General features: G+C 61.9%; 18 protein-coding genes. 8 read left to right on the top strand and 10 right to left on the bottom strand.

The window, feature by feature from the left end; genetic code table 11:
• Positions 1–4 precede the first annotated feature (4 nt).
• Positions 5–877: a lysylphosphatidylglycerol synthase domain-containing protein gene (locus tag BANT918_RS08870; RefSeq protein ID WP_167389432.1), complete on the top strand. Its 873-nt coding sequence runs from the start codon at positions 5–7 to the stop codon at positions 875–877.
• Here BANT918_RS08870 and ribA read toward each other — a convergent pair.
• Together ribA and BANT918_RS08860 are read right to left on the bottom strand one after the other, a co-directional pair.
• A complete protein-coding gene (gene ribA, locus BANT918_RS08865) occupies positions 795–2216 on the bottom strand; it encodes a GTP cyclohydrolase II RibA (RefSeq protein WP_101619899.1) in 1422 nt (473 codons plus the stop codon). The genes BANT918_RS08870 and ribA overlap by 83 nt on opposite strands.
• A 57-nt stretch (positions 2217–2273) precedes the next feature.
• Entirely contained in the window at positions 2274–2930 is a 657-nt protein-coding gene (locus tag BANT918_RS08860; protein ID WP_145996963.1) for a CDP-alcohol phosphatidyltransferase family protein, read from the bottom strand.
• Positions 2931–3107: 177 nt separating this feature from the next.
• Between BANT918_RS08860 and BANT918_RS08855 the strand changes: the two genes are divergently transcribed.
• Positions 3108–4412 carry an amidohydrolase gene (locus BANT918_RS08855; protein WP_101620011.1) on the top strand — a complete coding sequence of 435 codons (1305 nt, stop codon included), beginning with the start codon at positions 3108–3110 and terminating at the stop codon, positions 4410–4412.
• A gap of 83 nt (positions 4413–4495) precedes the next feature.
• Positions 4496–6001, top strand: coding sequence for an acetyl-CoA hydrolase/transferase family protein (locus BANT918_RS08850; RefSeq protein WP_101619897.1), 1506 nt, complete (start codon positions 4496–4498; stop codon positions 5999–6001).
• 82 nt (positions 6002–6083) lie between these two features.
• Here the strand turns inward: BANT918_RS08850 and BANT918_RS08845 are convergent, their stop codons facing one another.
• The 3 genes from BANT918_RS08845 to BANT918_RS17395 all read right to left on the bottom strand — a co-directional run bounded on the left by BANT918_RS08845 (position 6084) and on the right by BANT918_RS17395 (position 10263).
• Complete coding sequence (locus tag BANT918_RS08845) at positions 6084–7382, bottom strand: ArgE/DapE family deacylase (RefSeq protein WP_101619896.1); 1299 nt, start codon at positions 7380–7382, stop codon at positions 6084–6086.
• A 214-nt stretch (positions 7383–7596) separates the two neighbouring features.
• Positions 7597–8895: an SLC13 family permease gene (locus tag BANT918_RS08840; RefSeq protein WP_101619895.1), complete on the bottom strand. Its 1299-nt coding sequence runs from the start codon at positions 8893–8895 to the stop codon at positions 7597–7599.
• Between the two features lie 945 nt (positions 8896–9840).
• Positions 9841–10263 carry a hypothetical protein gene (locus BANT918_RS17395; protein ID WP_167389430.1) on the bottom strand — a complete coding sequence of 141 codons (423 nt, stop codon included), beginning with the start codon at positions 10261–10263 and terminating at the stop codon, positions 9841–9843.
• Here BANT918_RS17395 and BANT918_RS17390 point away from each other — a divergent pair.
• Positions 10231–11625, top strand: coding sequence for an HNH endonuclease signature motif containing protein (locus BANT918_RS17390; protein ID WP_167389429.1), 1395 nt, complete (start codon positions 10231–10233; stop codon positions 11623–11625). The genes BANT918_RS17395 and BANT918_RS17390 overlap by 33 nt on opposite strands.
• A gap of 140 nt (positions 11626–11765) precedes the next feature.
• Here the strand turns inward: BANT918_RS17390 and BANT918_RS08830 are convergent, their stop codons facing one another.
• Both BANT918_RS08830 and BANT918_RS08825 read right to left on the bottom strand, forming a co-directional pair.
• On the bottom strand, positions 11766–12452 hold the full coding sequence (locus tag BANT918_RS08830) for a response regulator transcription factor (RefSeq protein WP_101619893.1): 687 nt from the start codon (positions 12450–12452) through the stop codon (positions 11766–11768).
• Positions 12453–12561: 109 nt separating this feature from the next.
• Positions 12562–13911 carry a sensor histidine kinase gene (locus BANT918_RS08825; protein ID WP_233430412.1) on the bottom strand — a complete coding sequence of 450 codons (1350 nt, stop codon included), beginning with the start codon at positions 13909–13911 and terminating at the stop codon, positions 12562–12564.
• A gap of 372 nt (positions 13912–14283) precedes the next feature.
• On the opposite strand from BANT918_RS08825, the gene BANT918_RS08820 reads away from it, so the two are divergent.
• The 4 genes from BANT918_RS08820 (at position 14284) to BANT918_RS08805 (ending at position 18760) form a co-directional block, all read left to right on the top strand.
• Positions 14284–15141: a DUF4352 domain-containing protein gene (locus tag BANT918_RS08820; protein ID WP_233430411.1), complete on the top strand. Its 858-nt coding sequence runs from the start codon at positions 14284–14286 to the stop codon at positions 15139–15141.
• Positions 15142–15376: 235 nt separating this feature from the next.
• Positions 15377–16798 carry a sensor histidine kinase gene (locus BANT918_RS08815; RefSeq protein ID WP_101619890.1) on the top strand — a complete coding sequence of 474 codons (1422 nt, stop codon included), beginning with the start codon at positions 15377–15379 and terminating at the stop codon, positions 16796–16798.
• A complete protein-coding gene (locus tag BANT918_RS08810; RefSeq protein ID WP_101619889.1) occupies positions 16795–17523 on the top strand; it encodes a response regulator transcription factor in 729 nt (242 codons plus the stop codon). Before BANT918_RS08815 ends, BANT918_RS08810 begins: the two co-directional genes overlap by 4 nt.
• A gap of 85 nt (positions 17524–17608) precedes the next feature.
• Complete coding sequence (locus tag BANT918_RS08805; RefSeq protein ID WP_233429307.1) at positions 17609–18760, top strand: fatty acid desaturase family protein; 1152 nt, start codon at positions 17609–17611, stop codon at positions 18758–18760.
• A gap of 167 nt (positions 18761–18927) precedes the next feature.
• Here the strand turns inward: BANT918_RS08805 and BANT918_RS08800 are convergent, their stop codons facing one another.
• The 3 genes from BANT918_RS08800 to BANT918_RS08790 all read right to left on the bottom strand — a co-directional run bounded on the left by BANT918_RS08800 (position 18928) and on the right by BANT918_RS08790 (position 20969).
• The gene (locus BANT918_RS08800) at positions 18928–19755 is read right to left on the bottom strand and encodes a hydrolase (protein ID WP_101619887.1); all 828 of its coding nucleotides are present in this window, start codon (positions 19753–19755) and stop codon (positions 18928–18930) included.
• A 182-nt stretch (positions 19756–19937) separates the two neighbouring features.
• Positions 19938–20378, bottom strand: a complete 441-nt coding sequence (locus BANT918_RS08795) for a hypothetical protein (protein ID WP_418904346.1) — start codon at positions 20376–20378, stop codon at positions 19938–19940.
• Positions 20379–20441: 63 nt separating this feature from the next.
• Positions 20442–20969, bottom strand: a complete 528-nt coding sequence (locus BANT918_RS08790) for a flavin reductase family protein (protein WP_101619886.1) — start codon at positions 20967–20969, stop codon at positions 20442–20444.
• Positions 20970–21109 lie beyond the last annotated feature (140 nt).

The following is a 21109-nucleotide window of genomic DNA, read 5'->3' as shown; positions in this document are numbered from 1 at the left end:
AACGATGAGCTCGATGTGGGTGCGGCGGGTACTCATGCTGCTCATCACCGTCATCCTGCTTGCTCTCACCGTGCGCATCGTCGGAGTCCAGGCCCTGCTCGACGGCGGACGCGTGGTCACCCCTGTGACGGTTCTCGCAGCGCTGGGCCTCGGCCTTCTCGCCACGGTGGCACAGTCCATGCGATTCTCCCTGCTGCTCAAGCAGTCCGGAACACATGTGACTCGACGCCGAGCCCTCGCCGACTGCTATTCGGCCAGTCTGCTCAACATGATCATGCCTGGCGGGTTGGGCGGAGACCTGGCGCGCGTCGCCGCCTATCGCGATACCGGCGAGCGTCGGTGGTTGTCCCCGCTCAGCATCGTCGGTGCCGAACGGCTCAGTGCCACCACCCTGCTCTTCGCCACGGCCACGTTCACTCTCATCCCGGTGGCCCCACACTTCGCGTGGATTGCCGCAGCGGTCGCCGCAGTGACCGGAGTCCTCTCCATCCTGGGCATGCGGGGGATGAGCGCATCGACGATCGGGCTCGTGTGGCTGACGGCAGCAGTGACCATCGGATCGTTCCTCGGGCTCTACCTCATCGCGATGCTAACGCTCAGTGGCCCGGTCATTCCGGCGCTCGCCGTCGTCGGCCTCGCAGCGATGAGCATTCCGCTGGGAGTCGGTGGCTGGGGAGTGCGCGAAATCAGTGTGAGCATTCTGGCCGGCAGCCTCGCAAGCTCCGTCGAATGGGCGGTCACCTCATCGACCGGTTACGGCCTCCTGGCTGTGATCTCAACTCTGCCGGGCGCGATCACCCTTGTTGCCAGGCTGTGGGGCCGCCGCCACGACAGCGGTGAGAGTCCTGCGCTGAGGCACCGTTCGCCAGCTCGCTGAGCAGGTATTCAGTGCACATGTCCTCCCCGAACTGGTAGCGCCGGAATGGCCGACGCAGCGCCTGCGCCATGACCGGAGTTCCCTCGAAGCGGATCCCCGGGATTCCATTGCCGATGAACACAGGTGCCGAGGTGAGGAACAGTCGGTCGAGCACGCCGGCGGCAAGGAACGACGACACGGTCCGTCCGCCGCCCTCAACGAGGATCGACCCGGCGACATGCTCACGGATGAGCGAGACGATGAGTGCCGGGGAGCTCTCGTCATCCTCAGTCACCGGGAGCCGAACCATACGGACGTGGTCGCCGACGTCCGAACTGGGGGCAACCTCGGCGCCGATGAGCCACAGCGTCGGTGCCTCCGGCGAGGTGAGGACGGTTGCTGTGGCCGGGACCCGACCATGCGGGTCGAGGACGACGCGGACAGGATTCTTCCCGGGCACGGCGCGCACGGTCAGCTGAGGATCATCGGCGATGACCGTGCCGCATCCGACCAGAACGGCACCGACGGAGGCCCGGATCCGATGGAGGTGCGCACGGTCGATCTGCCCGGAGACGAATTGGGCGTCACCATCGGATGTCGCGATGAAACCGTCCTCACTCTGCGCCAATTGCGCAACGACTTCATCACCGTCGGCGATCGTGTCGTAGACCTCGAGAGCGTTGTCAGTACTCGTCTCCGCTGAGCTGGCGTGCGGGTGATCGGGTGAGCCGGCGTGCGGGTGATCGGGAGGGACGATGTGGTTCATGAACCGACGTTTGGTCTCAAGATAGGCGGAGTTCTCCGGCCTGTCGGGCACCTGGAGGCCACGACGATCGGTCACCGTGATTCCCAGGTCCTCGAGCGCGGTGATCTTGCTTGGATTCGAGGACAGCAGGGTGATCTGCGGGCAGTCGAGTTCCTGGAGGATCGCCGCTGCGGCAGTGTAGTCCCGGGCATCGTCCGGCAGGTCGAGTGCACGGTTGGCGGCGACGGTGTCGAGGCCATCATCCTGGAGGGCATAGGCGCGCAGTTTGTTCTCCAGCCCGATGCCGCGACCTTCGTGCCCGCGCAGATAGATGAGGAGGCCGTCACCGGCGTCGGCGATGGCCGCCAGAGCGGCCGACAACTGGTCTCCGCAGTCGCAGCGATGTGAGCCCAGAGCGTCGCCGGTGAGGCATTCGCTGTGGACTCGCACGAAGGGAGCATCGACCATCGCCGGGTTGCCGAGCGACATCACCGCGTGGGTCATCCCAGCAAAGGTGAACGAGCGAAGCGTGAAGACTCCATGGGCGGTGGGCAGCCTGCTCGGCGGTCCACTGCTCAGTCCGATCGGGTCCGTGCTTCGTTGCCAGGCGGTCATTGTCCAAGTGTACGGTCAGGCGGGTCTGTGCGAGGAAGGCTGGGGTCCTTCTCGAGGTCAATGGGCATGTGCCGGTGTCGGAATTCCGGCGTGCTGCTCGAGCCAGAGGAGGTCTCGTCCGAAGGAATAGACAAGGGAGACGAGGGCGATCACGGCGCACGTGAAGCCGAACCACGGATTCGCCAGCGCCACGGGGGACCCGGCAGCGAGCAGGAGAATGCCTTGGCTCGCCGCGATCGTCTTGCGCCGGAGAGACGGCGGCAGCTGCTGTCTCCAAGCAGGTCGCAGAAAGAGCGCTGCGCGGAAGAGGTAGTAGAAGGTGCCCGGCAGAATCACCCACCATCCCCAGACCGGGATGAGCGCGACGGAGAGGATGAGGACGACGAGTGCATCGACGGATTCGTCGAAGCCCGCCCCTGCCGATGTGGGTGTGGTCCGGCGTGCCACATACCCATCGCCGGCGTCGAGGATGAGTGCCGCTGCGCCTACCGCAACGGCCGGCCACGAGAAGCCCACCGAGTCGAGGACGAGGGCGGTGAAGATCAAGAAGAGCCCGAGGCGAAGCGTCGTGATGTCATCGGCGGGCTGCCAGTTCTCCTCACGGAAGAGACTCCGTCCGCCACCGATGCCGACGAGGACGAGCATGAGAGGAATCGTCAACCACTGCGGCTGGACGGCAAAGGAGATCATGATCGCAGCAATGAGCAAGCACACTGGCGTGAGGAGACGGAGTCCAGATGCTGGTCGGGGAGGACGGGAAGTGCGCATGCATCCGTTTTATCAGACAGCCATCTGCCCCGCAGATTTCAACGGCGATACCAGCGATCCACGTTGGTGTGAAGGAATAGGATGCGAAGACATCCTTCTGCCGATCGAATTGAGGCCGCCCACGTGACTGTGACATCCCAGATCAGCGACCAGCTCAAGACCTGGAGACGAGACTTCCACACGTTCGCCGAAATAGGATGGACGGAGTTCCGGACCACCTCGGCGATTATCTCCGTCCTTCGTGACCTGGGGTGGGACACGGTGTACGGACCGAAGCTCCATGCCGCAGGATCCCGGTTGGGGGTGCCCAGCGCCGAGGTGCTCGCCGCCGAGCGGAAACGCGCCGTTGACCAGGGTGCGGATCCTGGCCTCGTCGAGGCGATGGGGGACGGGTTCACCGGTGTCCTCGGCGTGCTGGAGTCCGGGCGGCCCGGACCGGTCGTGTGCTTTCGCTTCGACATCGACTCGAACGACCTGGTCGAGTGCTCCGAGGCTTCGCACCGGCCCTTCGCCGAGGGGTTCGCCTCGATCAACGCTGGCGCCATGCATGGGTGCGGCCACGATGGTCACGCAGCGATCGGCCTCGGGTTGGCCACGACCTTGGCAGAGCGCCGGGACGAGCTGACCGGCACCGTGAAGATCATCTTCCAACCCGCCGAGGAGGGGGTGCGCGGGGCACACTCGATCGTTGCCGCGGGATGGTTCGATGATGTGGACCTGTTCGTCGCCACACACCTGATGGCCGACGGCGAGAGAGGCGCGATCGTCACCGGCGCCGACGGATACCTCGCGAGCACGAAGTTCGACGTCACGTTCACCGGGCTCGGTTCGCACGCTGGCGGGGATCCGGAGAAGGGGAAGAACGCGCTGCTGGCGGCCGCATCGGCGGCACTGAACCTGCACGCGATCCCACGGCACTCCGAAGGTGCCAGCCGCATCAACGTGGGCACATTCCAGGCCGGCGAAGGACGCAACGTCGTGCCGCGCACGGCCACGATCAGGGTCGAGACGCGGGGCTTGAACAGCGAGATCAACGACTTCATGTTTGCCCGGGCCCAGGACATCGTCGCCGGGGCAGCACGCATGTACGACCTCGATCATGAGCTCACGGTCGTGGGCAGAGCAGACAGGGAGGACCCGAGCCCCGAACTCCTGCCATACATCCGGGACAGCTTCTCGGGGGTACAGGGAGTCTCGACGATCAGCGACACGAGTGGTATCGGCGGATCCGAGGACGCGACGGCGATGATGAAGCGGGTCAAGGAGTGCGGGGGGCTGGCGACCTACGTCCAGATCGGCATGGCCACCTCCTGGGGCCACCACACCGAGCGCTTCGACGTCGACGAGGACATGCTCGCCGTTGGGGTCGAGGCGGAGACGAAGGTTGCGCTGGGAGCGGGGGAGTTCCTGGCCGGGCTGGGGCGGTAGGTCTGAGGGGCGTTGTGCTGGGCTTTGTGCGCTCGGCGAGGGCTGTGTCGGTGGTCCACAATACGTCCTATAAACTGCAAGTGATGTCTAGGATCACATGCTCGGACCTGAGCTCGAAGGTCGTCACCGCTGAACAGGCGGCTGTCCATATCAGCCACGGCGATCGCGTCGCCATGAGCGGATTCACCGGCTCCGGTTACCCGAAGGCCGTGCCTGGTGCGCTCGCCTCCCAAGCTCGGACTGAGCACGAAGACGGTCGTGACTTCGCCATCGAACTCTGGACCGGAGCCTCGACGGCCCCGGAGCTCGACGGTGCCCTCGCCGAGGCGGACGCCGTGAGCAAACGCCTGCCCTTCCAATCCGATCCGGCGATGCGGAAGTCGATCAACGACGGCTCGACCGAATACGTCGACACCCACCTCAGCCACTCCGCCCAGCAGGCGTGGTTCGGCTTCTACGGCAACCTCGACGTGGCCGTCGTCGAGGTCGCTGCGATCCTGCCCAACGGTCTGCTGGTTCCCGGCAGCTCGGTCGGCAACTCGAAGACCTGGCTCGACCTGGCCGACAAGGTCATCCTCGAGGTCAACTCCTGGCATCCGCGCGCCTACGAAGGCTTCCACGACGTCTACTACGGCACCCGTCGACCACCCGAGCGACTGCCGATCCAACTCCTCGAACCCATGCAGCGCATCGGCGACCCGTACCTGCGTGTGGATCCGGCCAAGATCGTTGCCATCGTGGAGACGAACGCGCCCGATCGCAACCTGCCGTTCAAACCCGCCGATGAGGACTCGACGGCCGTTGCCTCCCACCTCGTCGACTTCCTGCGCCACGAGATCCGCGCCGACCGACTGCCGCCGGAACTGCTGCCGCTGCAGTCAGGCGTCGGCAACGTCGCCAACGCCGTCATGGGCAACCTGGCCGAGAGCGAATTCGAAGGACTGGCCGCCTACACCGAGGTCATCCAGGACGGAATGCTCGACCTCATCGACAACGGCAAACTCGCCTCGGTCTCGGCCACCGCCTTCTCACTGTCTGCCGAGCGCGCCGCCGACTTCAACGAGAACATCGAGTCCTACAAGGGACGGATCCTGCTGCGCACGCAGGAGATGTCGAACCATCCGGAAGCCATCCGTCGCCTCGGCGTCATCGCGATCAACGGGATGGTCGAAGCAGACATCTACGGCAATGTGAATTCCACCCACGTCATGGGCTCGTCGATCATCAACGGGATCGGCGGATCCGGTGACTTCGCCCGCAACGCCTACCTCAACTTCTTCGTCTCGAACTCTCTGGCCAAGGACGGAGCGATTTCCTCGGTCGTGCCCTTCGCCAGCCACATCGACCACACCGAACACGACACCCAGATCCTCGTCACCGAACAGGGACTGGCCGATCTGCGCGGACTCTCACCGGTGGCACGAGCGCGCACAATCATCGCCAACTGCGCACACCCTGACTATCGGGACCGCCTCGGTGACTATCTGGATCGGGCGATCGCGGCCAACCCGCATGGACGCCACACCCCGCACCTGTTGGGGGAGGCCCTGTCCTGGCATTTGAAGTTTCAGACCACCGGGCGTATGTGACGATACCGAGCTTGCGAGGCGCACCTGCACCGGCATCTGCACCGGCATCTGCACCGGCGAAGTAGTGGTTGCCTGAGGTGATTCAGCCTTCGTCGATCCCACACCACTCGGCGATGAAGAGCGCCATCGACTTCGTGCACTTGCGCACGGATTCGATGTTCACGCGTTCGTCGAAAGCATGGATATTCTCAGAGACGGGACCATAGACCAGGGTGGGCATGTTGCCGTAGTTGACGAAGACCCGACCATCCAGATAACCCGGAGTGGTGAAACTGGTGAGCTGCGCACCGAATGCCTCTCGGTGTGTGCGTTCGAGCAATCTCTCCGCGTCGCTGCCCGGTTCGAGGACGTAGCCTTCGGCGTAGAAGCCATTCGGGGTGAGCTCGATCTCGAATGACGGTGCCGACGACGAACCGTCGCTCGCCGATCCGCCGCGCCCCACCTCGGCGAGGCCTTCGACAATCTCCTCCCACGCTTCATCGGCACTGGTGCCGGGATATGTGGCGACTCGGACCTGGAGTTCGCACCATGCGGGGACGCTGGAGGGCCAGTCGCCGCCTTCGATTCCGCCGAAGTTGAAGTTGATGGGGTGGTCGAGATCCTCGAAATAGGGATGCTCTCCCTTCTTCTCGTTCCACGATTCTTCCACGGTGCGCAGTGCGCGCATCACCTCGTAGGCAGCATCGATGGCGTTGAAGCCATTGGCCATCTCCCGCGGATGCGTCGGGTTGCCCGTCACGCGGGCTGTGAACCACAGGACGCCGACATTGGCACGGACGAGAGCATCTTCCTCAGGCTCCGAGATGATGACGGCGTCTGCAGTGTATCCGCGCAGCAGTGCGGCCAAAGACCCGTTTCCGGTGCATTCTTCCTCGACGACAGACTGAAGGTGGACACGACCGTTGAGGTCGAATCCAGCCTGGCGGATGGCGTCGAACGCGAACAGATTGGCGATCAGCCCGGCCTTCATGTCACCGGCACCGCGGCCGTACATCCATCCATCGCGCACCTCGGCGTCCCAGGGTGAGCGCGACCATTTGTCCTCCGGACCCTGCGGCACGACATCGATGTGGCCGTTGAGGATCAGGGACCTCCCGTCGTCTTGGGCGGGCTGGTATGTGCCGACGATATTGGTCATCCCCGTGTAGTCGACGGTGGAAGGACCGAAGCCAGGGTGCGCCTTCAGTTCGGGGGAGTCGATGGTCCACCGGTCGATGCCGAGGTCGAGATTCTGCAGGTGGGACTCGATGAGATCCTGTGCGGGTTCTTCATGTTCACGTCTGGAGGGCGAGTTCACCAGCTCAGCGGTCGCTGCTAGCTGGTTATCGAACCCGGCGTCGACTGCCGCAAGTATTCGCTGTATCGCTGCGTCCGTGATCATGTCGTCTCCTCTGCCGAGCTCACCTGTGAGTCGGGGACTGGCCCCGGCCAATTTGTCGCACCCGGCTCATCGGTCTGAGGCTATGTCTCAGTTCATGTCTCAGTTCTTGTCTCAGTCGACAGCACACCACTCGTCGGTGGCCGCATGCGGCCAGCACGGTCGGCACTCACGCCGTCAGCACAGACGGCACTCACGCCGTCAGCACAGACGGCACTCACACCGTCAGCACAGACGGCACCGCTGCGACCACCCAAGCCAGTCCGGGACCGATGAGGCACATGAGGCCGGCATAGCCGATCATCTGCTTGTAGTAACGGTCACGGATCGTCGAGTGCACATTGGCCAGCAGCATCGCACCGTTGGTTGAGAACGGGCTGATGTCGACGATCGTCGCCGCTATCGCCAATGCTGCGACGAATCCGCCCACATGCACGTCCCCTGACTCGAGGAAAGGAACGGCCAAGGCGATAACGACGCCGATGATCGCCAGCGATGAGGCCAGCGCAGAGATGAGCCCCGACATGTAGAAGAGCAGAAGGGCGGCCAGCAGTGGAACGCCGATCGCCGAGATCCCCGCCGAGACCCATTCGACGGTGCCAGCGGCCTGGAGGACGGAGATGTAGGTGAGGACACCGGTGATGAGAATGACGACCGACCACGAGACCTTGGTCATCGCAGCCTTACCCGCGGCCGGACTGATGAAGGTGAGAGCGACCGCGATTGTGATCGTCACAATGCCGACGTCCCAGCCGAAGATCAGCACCGACAGCGCCATAGCGATGAGTCCGATCAGGGTCGGCACCTGGCTCCGGGTCAACCGGGTGATGCTTGTGCGGGTGATGTTTGTAGCGGCTACGGAACTCCCGGTCTCGGAACTCTCGATTCCACGGGACAGGGCATCGTCTGCCTCGGCGCGCAATCCAGGTCGACGATGGAGGACGAAGTAAACGACGAGAGCGAAGACCACGTTGAAGATCAGCGGTGCCAAGAACAGTGACACCGGGGTCGGAGTCAGACCGTTCTTAGCGAGGTAGTCGTTGATGAAGATGCCGTAGACGCTGATGGGGGAGAAGGCTCCAGCCAGTGCGCCGTGGACGACGAGGAGGCCGACCATGAACTGGTTGATCCGGTGCTTACGCGCGAACGACAAAGCCAACGGTGCGATGATGGCCACGGCGAAGAGCGCACCCAGCGAGATGAGGATCGCGGTGAGCGTGAAGAAGATCCACGGCATGAGCGCAGTTCGACCGCCGACGAGATTGACGCACCAACTGACGATGACCTCAATGACTCCGTTGTTCTGGGCGAAGCCGAACAGATAGGTCAGACCCACAAGTGTGAGGAACAGGTCGACGGGAAAGCCGGCGAGAAACTCTTCTGGGGCATGGTGGAGGACGAGCCCGCCGACTCCTGCCGCCGCGACGAAGCCCAGCAGGCCCATGTTGATGTCACGCCAGGTGCCGATGACGAACATCAGCCCGACGACGATTGCGCAGATGAAACCGCACGTCACGCGCCCCTCAACATAAACGAAATCTCATTTGCTGACAGCGCCATCTCGCAATGCAGGCCATGGCATGGCCGGTGAGTGAGTCGCCCTCGGCAGAGGCGAGGCCGGATGCCTTCATCGGGGGCCTGGTCCTTATGAGGGCCGTAGATTGCGGGGTGTCGTGACAACGCTCTCGTGTCAGTGCCGTCTGAGAACATTGAACAACGAATAGACCTGAGAGTATCTAAGATATTTGAAAAGAGTCACAAGTAATTCTCAGTCTGGTATGTACAATTAGTATTCGAATAATATAAACTATAGATAACAGATGATTCAGTTAATGCTTTACTCACTCTTCCCGACAAAGATGTACGAGGCAGGTGACACACGATGAGAAGCACATCCGAATCCCACAACGACCAACGCCGCGAAGAAAAGGGGAAACCCGACTCCGCCGGCAAAGACGCCGGAGCAAGTGCAGATGAAAGTGCAGATGAAAGTGCGTCGCCTCGGTACAGCGTTCGCTACGAATCCAGCGTCACCCATCTCGGCAGTGCATCTGCTGAGTACGACCAAGCACAGCTGAAGGTATTCGAACTCAGCGCTGGAGTCATCCTCGAGCAGGTCATCCAGCACCACGGAACCGATGTCCCTGATGGAGACGACCCGTACACGTTTGCCACGATTGCCGGCTCAGTCGAACGATGTCGAGAACCCTCAGAAGAAGAACGGGTCAGAGAGGCCGCGGAACGTGTGACCGTCAGCGATATTGCTTGGAATTCGGGACCGCTGGACGAATTCGACATCGACCAGCCCTGCACCGACCTCGTAGTCGTCGTCGACACTCCGACAACAGTGATGCACTATGACGCCGAATTTGCGCAGAACGTTCGTACGCCTGAGGTTGAACCAGAACCCGAACCCGTTGAACCTCCGGACTTCCCTGGCTTCGACCCTGAAACCGACTTCTCACGTTGGATCCACGACAATGTGTTCACCGAGGACCTCGTTGAGATCTCCGCAATTTTTGGAACCTCCACGCCCCGCACTTACCGTCGCCTGACTGCGGCGATGACGGTGATACACGGTCTCCCACGATTCGCCGACCGCGTCCGCGACGGAGAATTCACCCAGGCCCACGTTGATGCCGCCGCCGACCTGTGCCAAACGGTTGCCATGCGTTTCCTGCCCCGACTGGACGAGCATCTCTCCGTCAGAAGAGCCGACGTGACGAGCGAGTACTTCCGAACCGCACTGCGTAAGAAGATTCAACTCCTCGAACCGGCAGAAGACCGGGCGGAGGCAGCCGCTCGTCGTCGTCGAGTAGATGTCGACACGTTCAAGGATGGAACCGCGTGCATGACGCTGACAGGTCCGGCGGCTGAGGTCCATGCCAGTTTTCAGCGCATCCAAGCTATGGCGCGAGCGATTCACGCAGGAGAGACCAACACTTTCAATCTGGCGCCCGGTGTTGAAGTCGTCGACGAGCGCACCATCAGCAATCTCATGTTTGACATTGCAACCCGCCCTCAGCCGAAGTTGAACATCAAGGTCAAGCGGATCGAACCGGTGACCGGAATCCAAAACACCTCCGAGTTCTCGCTTCTTGACGACAACGGGAATCCACTGTTCGACTTCGATGATCAAGGTGTCAGCGGGCTAACCGACTGTGCGAAAGGTACTGCAGGGTCAGCCCCGAGCAGTACGGCCTTTTCACTCGGCTCGCCACCGCAAGAAGAAATCGCCGAATATGATGTCACGGTTGGCATGCCCACCGACCAGTGGTGGATATCAAACCAAGCGGCCGTCGTGGTCACGGTTCCCTTCCTGACACTGGCCGGCGAATCCGAACTTCCGGGAATTCTGGCGGACGGTTCGCCGGTGCCAGCAGAGACCGCACGACGTATCGGGGCCCGTTCGAAAACGCTGACGAGAATACTGACAGATCCGGCAACAGGCACGCCCATCGACGCAAAGGCCACCACCTATCGGATTCCAAACGATGTTCGGAGAACACTGATTGCGAAATGGGCGATCTGCACAGTACCGGGGTGCAGTCGACGAGCTGAGAAGTCAGAGATCGACCACATCATTCCCTTCGACCATGAACACACTGACCAGGGCGGGCTGACTCGATTCAGTAACTTGCATCCGTTGTGCAAAAAGCACCATGCGGTGAAGACTGCCCGAAACTACTCAGTGCGGATGCCAAAGTCTGGCCTGGTCGAATACGAGTTCTCTCATGGTGTGACGGCCACGGTCGCGGCTCCCGATCAGCCCGTCGACGCCGCTCAAGCGCTCGAGTTCTACGCGCTCACTGAGGTCAGCCCTAGAAAGTGGCGGTTTCCGAAGGACAAAGTTCCTCCACCGCCGTACGTTTTGGAACTCATGCCCGGTGAGACGACTATTCGAGAACGTGACGAAGCGAGGCGGAGCGAACAGAGACGTGCTGACCAGCAGCGGCGCCTGCAGGAGAGCTATGACCTGGCGAGGGTCAAGCGCCGACAGCTGATGATTGATCGGATGTTGGATTGGGAAAACGCAGTATTCCAACGCTGCCTGCCGCCGGGGCCGAACCCGGTGACAATGAAACGACTACCGCGGGGTCGTCGCAGAATCCATCCCGACTACAGGGCGAAGAAGTCAGCCGATAACCGGACTTCGAAGATCGAGTACGTTCGCATCAACAAGGCCTGGCGATCCGCACGTGTTCAATGGGAACACGATCTCGCGAATGATCCGCCACCGTTCTGAACCACAGCAGAACTGTGCCAGGTGCAGACGCGAGGCTACTGAGCTGAGCAGACCAGTTCAGACCGGGCGGGTCACATCAGAGCAGATCATCATGAGGATATATCAGTGGTGATCTTCGGGCGTGAGCGGGCCGGGAACCTTCAGCTGATGCTGGATCCCTCGGTCAAGCCAGACCTCTCGACAAGGACAGCGATGCGGACTCGGTTGCTGGCATCGAATTTGACGTTCACTCGGTTGAGATGAGTCTTCACGGTGGCCTCGCTGGAATAGGTTGCCTCGGCGATCTCCCGATTCGACAGCCCCTGAGCGACGAGGACGGCGATCTCACGTTCCTTCGCTGTCAGCGTGGAGATGAGCTCGGCAGCTTCGCGTTTGGTCCGATGGTCTTGTTTGGCGGTGATGGCTCTGATGATCCTCAACGTGGCCTGTGGTGCCAGAATCGACTCGCCGGAGTGAACCTTCCTGATGGCCTCGGCAAGCTCCGCAGGACCGATGTCTTTAAGGAGGAAACCAGAGGCGCCCGCTTCAAGAGCGCCGAAGAGATAGTCATCAGAATCGAAACTGGTGAGAGCAATGACCTTGGGCGGTCGCACACTGTTGGTCAACCGCTGTGTCGCCTCGATGCCGCCGATTCCCGGCATCCGCACATCCATGAGCACGATGTCCGGGAAATGCAGCGAGGCTTGCTCCAGCGCCCCTTCACCATTGACAGCGGTTCCGACCGTGTCAATGTCGTCAGCGACCTGAAGTATGGCCTTGAGACCAGTCAGCACCATCGAGTCATCGTCGACGAGGAGGACACGAATGCTGGGAGAAGTCTGAGCCATGAAAACAGACTACAGGAGGCCTAGGACACGGGAGTGGTGGAACTGTGCGGGCACCGCATCGGCAGAGAAGAGTTACCACGAACGGACGCCGTCTGGCAGGTGAGAAGCCTCAGCGCTGAGGCTGGCGTTCGAACGGTGGGAAGGACACGTCCACGACGAAAAAACTCTCACGAGGACCGATATCGACCGTGCCCGAGAGCATGTGCGCCCTCTCACGAATCCCCTCAAGCCCGGCTCCCGAACCGCTCGTCGACAAGACTGAGTCTGAATCTCGGTTCGTCGTGGCCGTCGGCAGTGAGTTCGAGACGACGATGCGTGCTCCTTGATTCGCTGAAACGCTCAGGTTCAGATCCACAGGTGCGTCCGGGGAGTGCTTCAACGCGTTCGTCAGCGACTCCTGCACAATGCGATAGACCGCACGGTCAAGCACCGTGGGAGCACTCTCAACGTCCTGCAAGATGATTGACGGACGAATCTGGGTGCCGGTTGCCTGTACCGAAGCGATGAGCTGCGGAATGGAATCCATGGACGCCAGGCTCGGCGGGGTCGATGTCGGTCCCAGTTGGCTGTGCTCACTCAAGGTTCCTTCACGCACACCACCGACGAGGTGGCGCAGATCTTCCAGCGAGGCACGTGCTTCTCGCCGCAGCGCGGAGGCGACAGTTGCCACCTCGGCGTCGTCCTGGGTTCCGACTTCCAGGGCGCTGGAGTGCAGGGAGATGACGGACAAGCGGTGGGAGAGGGTGTCGTGAAGCTCCCGGGCCAGGCGATTGCGCTCGGACTGACGAGCGAGTTCCGAGGTCAGCGATTCGCTGCGTTCGGCCTCACGCTGGGCGATCGTCTCGACTGCCCTCATTCTGCGAGTCCGACGCAGCAGCAGACCGAACCCGATGCTCACGCCGAGTCCAACGACACCGGCGATGATCGTCATCAGGTTCATAGCCAGCAGAGAGTCCGCGGGTGGGGCAGAAGCCTCGGAGTCGGTGATCACCGTCGGATCTCCCACAATCATGATCCCGAATGGGTTGAGCTCGGGCGGCAGGAGGCAGTGGCGTATCACTCCGGCGGTGATGAGCGCCGACCCTATGACAGCTGTGACGAGCATCCGCGCTCGGGGCCCACGAACGACGATATGGAACATGCCGATGAGGAGCAGAAGACCATCGCCCCAGCCCGCCGCGAGGAGCGCACCGACGATGAACGGGACGAGAGGCCACCGACGACGCAAGAAGACGCTGAGCCAGACGAGACACAGCAGCAAGACTACGACGATTCCCGTGTTCGTGAGCTCACCGTTGCTGCCGAAGGCCCACGGGTTCGCCTGCAGCGCCATCGCTGAAATGACCAAGCCCGTCACGTAGGCGGCAACGCCGACGAGGATGCTCACCGCCAGCTGGACTCCGTGCTTGAGATGCCGTTTGCGGTCGGAACGCGAGGCAACAGGGGAAGGTGAGGCCACAGGACCATCTGCACGGGCAGTCGTCGGAGCCGACTGCCCGTGGTTCTGGGACGTGGTGTGAGGTGCTGTGGGAGCAGCAGGCATCGGTGGCTGGGCCGGCCTCGGTGGGACGGGGGAGCCATGATGCGGCGATGGAAGCGGATGACCTGTCACAACAGGAATCGTAACCGCACGGGCTGACACCAGAGGTCAACCATCAGGATGCCGTCGTCTGGCCGATCGATGATAGAGGTCGATCCGATCGGTTGATGTTCATTCTTCGCCGAGGCGGAATGCTGAAGGGGTATCAACGCGAACCTCGCTATTTCACTTGCGCCCGCCACTTCGAACCGCCTCGCAGCGGAGCGCGGCGCTCATCTTCAAAGGAGCATGATGTCCACTCATAACGATCCTCACGCCCAGCCCGGTGCCCAGCCTCAAACACAGCCCGGTGCCCAGCCTCACGCCCAGCCCGGTGCCCATGCGCAAGGCCCCACCTACCGCGTGCCCGGCCCGCAGATGACTGATCCGCAGGCGTCGGGTTACCCAGGTGCTGCCTATCCGGGCACCGCCACAGCAGGACCCGGTGGGTACGGTCCAGGCGCGCACGGTCCCGGCAATTCGGGACAGAAGCCGCCGAAGCGCAAGAAGCCGCTGCTCAAGCGCTGGTGGTTCTGGATCGTTCTCATTCTGGTCGTCATCGTCATCGGCGCTGCCATCTCCGGCGGGGGAGACGACGCGACAGAGAACACCGAATCATCCGCTGGCGTCGCCGAGGATGAAGAAGCAGGCGGGGACAAGGCGAAGGAAGAGCCAGCCGCAGACGAGCCAGCTGCAGAGGACGCTGCCGCCAGCTATGGCATCGGCGATGCGGTGGCAGCTGAGGATTGGGAAGTCACAGTCAACTCCGTCAAGGACGGTATCTCCTCTGTCGGTGACGAGTTCATGGGAGCAGAAGCTCAGGGACAGTTCGTCGTCGTCGACCTGTCCGTGAAGAACACGGCTTCAGCACCGGACTTCTTCTGGGAAGACAACATCAAGCTCGGCGACGAATCCGGGAACACCTATTCCGCGGATTCGGAAGCCGGACTCTATGCGGCCGAGGATTCCATCCTCTTCGCCGAAGAGATCAACCCGGGCAACACAGCCAAGGGAGTGCTCGTCTTCGACGTACCCGCCGATGTCTCACCGGACAAACTCACATTCGAAGGCGGACTCTTCTCCGACCCGATCGAGATCTCACTCGGCTGAGCGACTTGACCGGATCAGCCTGAACTCGATCGGATCAGCCTGAACAGCTGGCAGAAGCCAGAGACCACCTCGGCGGTCTCTGGCTTCTGCTTTCCCATTTTCCGATTCGCAGCGGTGCCGCCTCGGAACTCTCACCGGACGCATAGCCGTGTTTGCTAATGTCACACTGACGAAGTGTGCCAAGTGATTCGATCTTTCAGGTCGGCTCAAGGCCGCAGAAGGAGAACCGGAATTCGTGCTGTTCAGCAAGCTGTTCGACAGATTTCTGCCACCAGACCGCAGATTCAATCCTGAGGCCCTGGCCTGGGTGGCGGTGATCTTCACTGCCATCGTAATGCTCGCCGTCGAATCCTCGATCGCGGTGGGAGTCCATGAAGTTCCCGTTGCCCTGGCATTCATCGTCACCGTGATCCACGCGGGGTCGATGCCGCTGTCGATGCTGCGTCCACTCTTCGGCGCGATCGTCTCTGTCATTGCCTGCGGTGTCCTGCCGCTGCTCGGCCCGTATCTTTCGGGTGCTCCTTGGCCGTGGATGGTGCCGATGATGATCACTCAGACCCTCATCATCCTCATCGTCGGACTTCGTGCCCACTGGGGTGTGGCTTTGGCCGCGCTGTTGGCGAGCATCGCGATCTCTGCGGCCGCGGCCGTCTTCGGGCACATTCAGTACTCCGAAAGCAGGTCGGATTCCGCGATCGTCAACATCGTCGTCTTCTCCTGTATCGCCGGTGGCTTCTATGTGGCTGCAGTCATTGTCCAGCAGTGGCATCTGATCCGATCGCAGCTGCTGCAAGAACAGGAGAACACTGCCGAGGAACATTCGAAGCGCGTCGTCGTCGAGGAGAAGACGCGGATTGCCCGTGAACTGCACGACATCGTCGCCCACAGCATGTCGATCATCAATATCCAGGCCTCGAGCGCACCGTTCCGCCATCCCAACATCGATTCGGACGTGGAGAAGGAGTTCGAAGACATCTCTGTCTCCGCACGTCATGCCCTCACCGAGATGCGAGGGCTGCTGGGCGTGCTGCGCAATGACGATTCGGGCCAGGAGCTCGCGCCCCAGCCGAAGTTCTCCGAAGTCGAGGGCCTGGTGAAGAAGGCACAGCAGGCCGGAGTCAACGTCACCATGGAACGCAGCGGGGAACCGCTCGATCACAGCCTGCGCGACAGCACAGGGCTGGCCGGATATCGCATCGTCCAGGAGGCGCTGAGCAATGCCATCCGTCACGCCGCCGAATCACAGATCCACATCAAGGTCGACAGCGGCGGCACTGCCCTGTGGATCAACGTCGTCAACACTGCTGGAAAAGGCCCGACGGAAGCGGCGAAGAACGAGGCTCACCGTCATCAGGGCCTCATTGGGATGCGGGAACGTGCCGCCTCGGTCGGAGGGGAACTCCGGACCGGCTGGAGCAGCAGCGGCGGTTTCGAAGTTGAGGCCGTGCTGCCGCTGGCCGTGGCCGATGCGCACAAGGGTGATTCGGACACGAGCAAATCTCACAAGACTGACTCACACAAGACTGACTCAGACAAGACCAGCGGTCGCGAGGTTCTCACCGGCACAAGCTCAGGCGGCACAGCCAAAAACGACACAGGCGCAGATGCAGATGACACGGCAGATCAATCGCAGGGTGACGAGAGGAGCAACGCGTGATTCGCATTGTGATTGCTGATGATCATGCAATGGTTCGAGCCGGCTTCGCGGCGCTGCTGGACGCGCACCCCGACATCGAGGTGGTGGGCCAGGCACAGGACGGCGTCGAATGCGTCAGCCTCGTTGCCGAGCTGAAACCCGACATCGTACTCATGGATGTGCGCATGCCGGGACTCGACGGCATCGAAGCCACCCGTGAGATCCTCTCGGCCTGGGCTCGGCAGACCACGAACCCGCAAACGCCGAAGTCGACGTTGAGTGCCAAGGATACGAGCGCCATCGGCGATGACGTTCCGCGCATCATTATGCTCACGACCTTCGACATCGACGACTATGTCTTCGATGCGATCCGTGCCGGTGCCAGTGGCTTCCTCCTCAAAGATGCCCCACCCAGTGAACTCGCCGAGGCGGTGCGGGTGGTGGCCTCTGGTGATGGCCTGCTGGCCCCGAGCGTCACCCGTCGCGTCATCGAGCACTTCGCCGCAGGACCGCAGCAATCGAATGCTGCCGCCCTGCCCGACCTCACCGACCGCGAACGCGAGATCCTGGTGCTGGTGGCACGCGGAGAGACGAACTCAGAGATCGCGGCCTCACTGTTCATCGCCATGCAGACGGTCAAGACTCATGTCTCGAGGATCCTCTACAAACTCGACGCCCGAGACCGTGCTCAAGCAGTCATCGCCGCCTACGAGTCCGGGCTCGTAGTGCCCGGCGCACAGGTCTGATCGGCCACCCCCTACCCGAGTAGGGGGTGAAATACGGTGCTCTGGGGTGACGCCAGATCTATGGCCCGCCTCGTACTGTGAGTATATGGAACCAGTAGATGTCGTGAATAGGCCGCTGTCGACACCCACCCTTGGGCAGGAATCAAGGGCTGAGGTGCTCGAACAGAGGCGAGCTAATCGCGGTACCGATAAGCAGGAGTTCACCAGCGACTTCAGCGCGCTGATGGCGCAGGTCAAAGAGGCCGGTCTGCTCGCTCGACGCCCGGGTTGGAACACTCTGCGCTTCGTCCTCCTCGGACTCTCCTACGTCGTTGCCTTCGCAATGCTCTTCCTCATCGGCGAAAGCTGGTGGCAGATGGCCACAGCAGTCGTCTTCGGAATCCTCTTCACCCAGACGGCATATGTCGCCCACGACGCGGCGCACCGTCAGATCTTCACCAACGGTAAGGTCGGCGAGTGGGTTTCCACCATCGTCGGCAACCTGTTCATCGGTCTCAGCTACGGCTGGTGGCTGAAGAAGCACAACGCTCTCCACCACGCCAACCCGAACAAAGCCGGCGTCGACGGTGACATCGCACCGGGCGCCCTGATCTTCGACCCCGAAGATGCTCACGAACTCACCGGATTGCGGAAGTGGTTGGCCGCACACCAGGGCTGGTTCTTCTTCCCCCTGCTGACTCTGGCGGGCCTGCAGCTGCACGTGAACTCTGTGCAGGCGATCATCAAGGGACAGTCCTCGATCAAGCGCCGCTGGATCGAAGGCATCCTCATCGCCATCCGCATCATCGGATTCCCCCTCATCGCCATCTGGGCCGCCGGCCCACTCATCGGCATCGTCTTCACGATCGTCCAGGTCATGGTCTTCGGACTGCATATGGGCGGTTCGTTCGCTCCCAACCACAAGGGACAGCCGATCGTTCCCAAGGACGTCAAGATCGACTTCCTGCGCCGCCAGACACTGATGTCACGCAACATCTCGGGCGGTCGCCCGATGGGCTTCCTCATGGGCGGACTGAACTACCAGATCGAACACCACCTGTTCCCCAGCATGCCCAGCGTCAACCTGCACAAGGTCCAGCCGATGGTCCGCGAATACTGTGCTCAGAAAGACATCAAATACACGGAGACAACGCTCTTCGAATCATTCGGCATCATCGTCCGTTACCTCAACCGGGCCGGACTGGGCCAGGCTGATCCCTTCGACTGCCCGGTCACCGCGCAGTTCCGCTCACGCTGATTTTCGCAGTATCGCTGGATTTTCCGGCCAGGTCCGTCAACTCGGACCTGGCCGGTTTTTCGTGCCTTGAATGTGCACCAGGACTGTGTACTAGGACCTCGTGCCTGGGTTTCGTTCCCGGATTCCGTGGCCGGACAAGGCCCCGGACAAGGAGTCGGGCTGTCCTCTCAGGTGAGGTCGTCGTGAACGCCTGTGACCCATTCAGCGTAACGTTCGGCCGAGGTCGTCACCGCCTCTTTGGCTTCGGCCGAGATCGTCTGACCGAAGTTGCCGTACATCCGATCGAAGTCGAGGTCAGCCACCGAGGCTGCGATGCGTCGGACAACTCCGGCTGAGAGTGGCAGATAGTTGGGAAAGCTGCGCATGAACGTCACCCAGCCTGATCGAGCCACTGGTGCGATGGAGTCTCCGCTGAGCATGACGCCTAGGCCGTCTTGACCGGTCCACAGAGCCACAGCGCTGCCGGGGAAATGACCGCCCGTGCGGACCAAACGGACTCCGGGGACGGGCTCGGCAACGTGGTAGTAGCGCCAGATATTCGGGCCCTCCCGCTGAACCCAGTGCGCATCTGCACGGCAGACGAAGATCGGGGCATTCTCGAAAGCCGCGCTCCACTCGAGCTGCAGACCGAACATGTGAGGATGACTGGCAGCGATCGCCTGAACACCGCCGAGGTCTGACACTGCGGCGATGACGTCCTCGTCGATGTAAGGCGGCACATCGAAGAGCAGATTGCCATGCTCAGTCTGCGCCAGATAGCACGTTTGCCCGATTCCCAGCTTCGGCTCCACGCGCAGAGCAAAGAGGCCTGGTTCGCGCTCGACGATCGAGACGCCGTGGTGTTCGGATTCGAGTTCTTCACGCGTCGTCCAGTCCTGACCCGAGGCTGGCAGCCACTGGCGCTCATCCGAGCAGATCGGACACACCTCCGGTGGAGGCGTGCTCGTCTCGACACCGCACGTCCGGCAGATCGTCACGTTCGTCAGTGCTGTCATCGGTGTGCACCTCCTGCACCTGAGGATAGTCCTCGAGTGCAGGTGGGGCCAGGTGACAGGTAGCAGGTGTCACCGGAAGGAATCAATATCACTGAGCGAAACAACTGAACTGCCATGCAGTAACACTGTTAGCCTCGAGCACTATGGCAACAACTTCTTCACATCAGCACACACGTACAGAACTACCGGCCGATACAGCAGAGGCATCCTCTGCCGGCAACGAACCCGCCGACCGCTACCGCACGAACCCACGCGGGGTTGACGTCATCGAACACACGCGCATTCCCTTGGCAGACGGAGTCGAGGTCGAGGTAGCGATGGGTGCTGCGGGTGAAGCAGTATACGCAGGCGTGAGAACACCCGCGGTAGGGGTTGATCGTCCAGGTGAAAGGCATCGAGCTGGCGGCTGGCACCTTGTTCAGGGCTGACTTGGCCAACACTTCGTGGAAGGTGACGCCGGCGAACTCCGGTGTTCGAACACTGCGCACCAGGCCCTTGAGGCCGAAGAGTTCGGCAGGCGGGGCATCGGCGCCGGCGGCCTCAGTGCCGGCCTCAGTGTCGGCGTCTGATCCGGCGTCTGCTCCGGAAGTCGGGTCAAGCGCGCTCTGCTGATTCCACCTCATGACTACATTCGAACACGTGTTCTAGTCGAAGTCAATGGCATGTGCGGCGGTCGTGAATGCGCGCTATGAGACCGTCATGCCCTTGAATTCGCTGCGGTGGAACACGAGTGCGTCGCTGTCTGATCCGGCATCAGCGCCGACATCAGCGCTGCTGGTGTCGAGGACCTCCAGCAGTGCGACAGTGTGATCGCCAGCTTCGACCTCGTTGTAGAGGCGCGTCCACAGGCGGGCGGGACTGCCCGGAATGGTCAGCGCGCCATCGGCAGTGATCTCGGGGTCGATCCCAGCGAAACGCGATGCGCGGTCTTTCGACGCCAACTGCCTGGCCAGGAGTGACTGATGGGTGCCGAGGAGGGAGATCCCCAGCGCGGGCGCAGTCCGCAGGAGTGGCCACGTGCTCGAGGTGGTCTGGACCGCGACGCTGATCAACGGCGGGTCGAGTGAGACACCCGCAGTCACCGTCGAGGCGACCAGCCCGAGGGGAGCTCCGGCGACCTCCGCTCCGATGAGTGCGACACCCTGTGGGAAATGCGAAAAGGTCTCGCGCAGAGCATCCGGTGACACAGCTGCGGCTCGTGTGATCGTCGTCATGAACTTGCCTCCGGTGGAATGTGAGTGTTGCGGCGCTGTGAATGATGAAGTTTACTGCTCAACAATACCCCACTGGTCTTGTGTGATCATCACAGATTTTGAGGACAAGCACATCCGCCTAGAACGCCATCGGGTCATCG

It is taken from the genome of Brevibacterium antiquum CNRZ 918, from assembly GCF_900169145.1.
GTDB classification, from domain to species: Bacteria; Actinomycetota; Actinomycetes; order Actinomycetales; family Brevibacteriaceae; genus Brevibacterium; species Brevibacterium koreense.
Note: the sequence above shows the minus strand (reverse complement) of the source record. Positions and strands in the feature narration are given on the sequence as shown.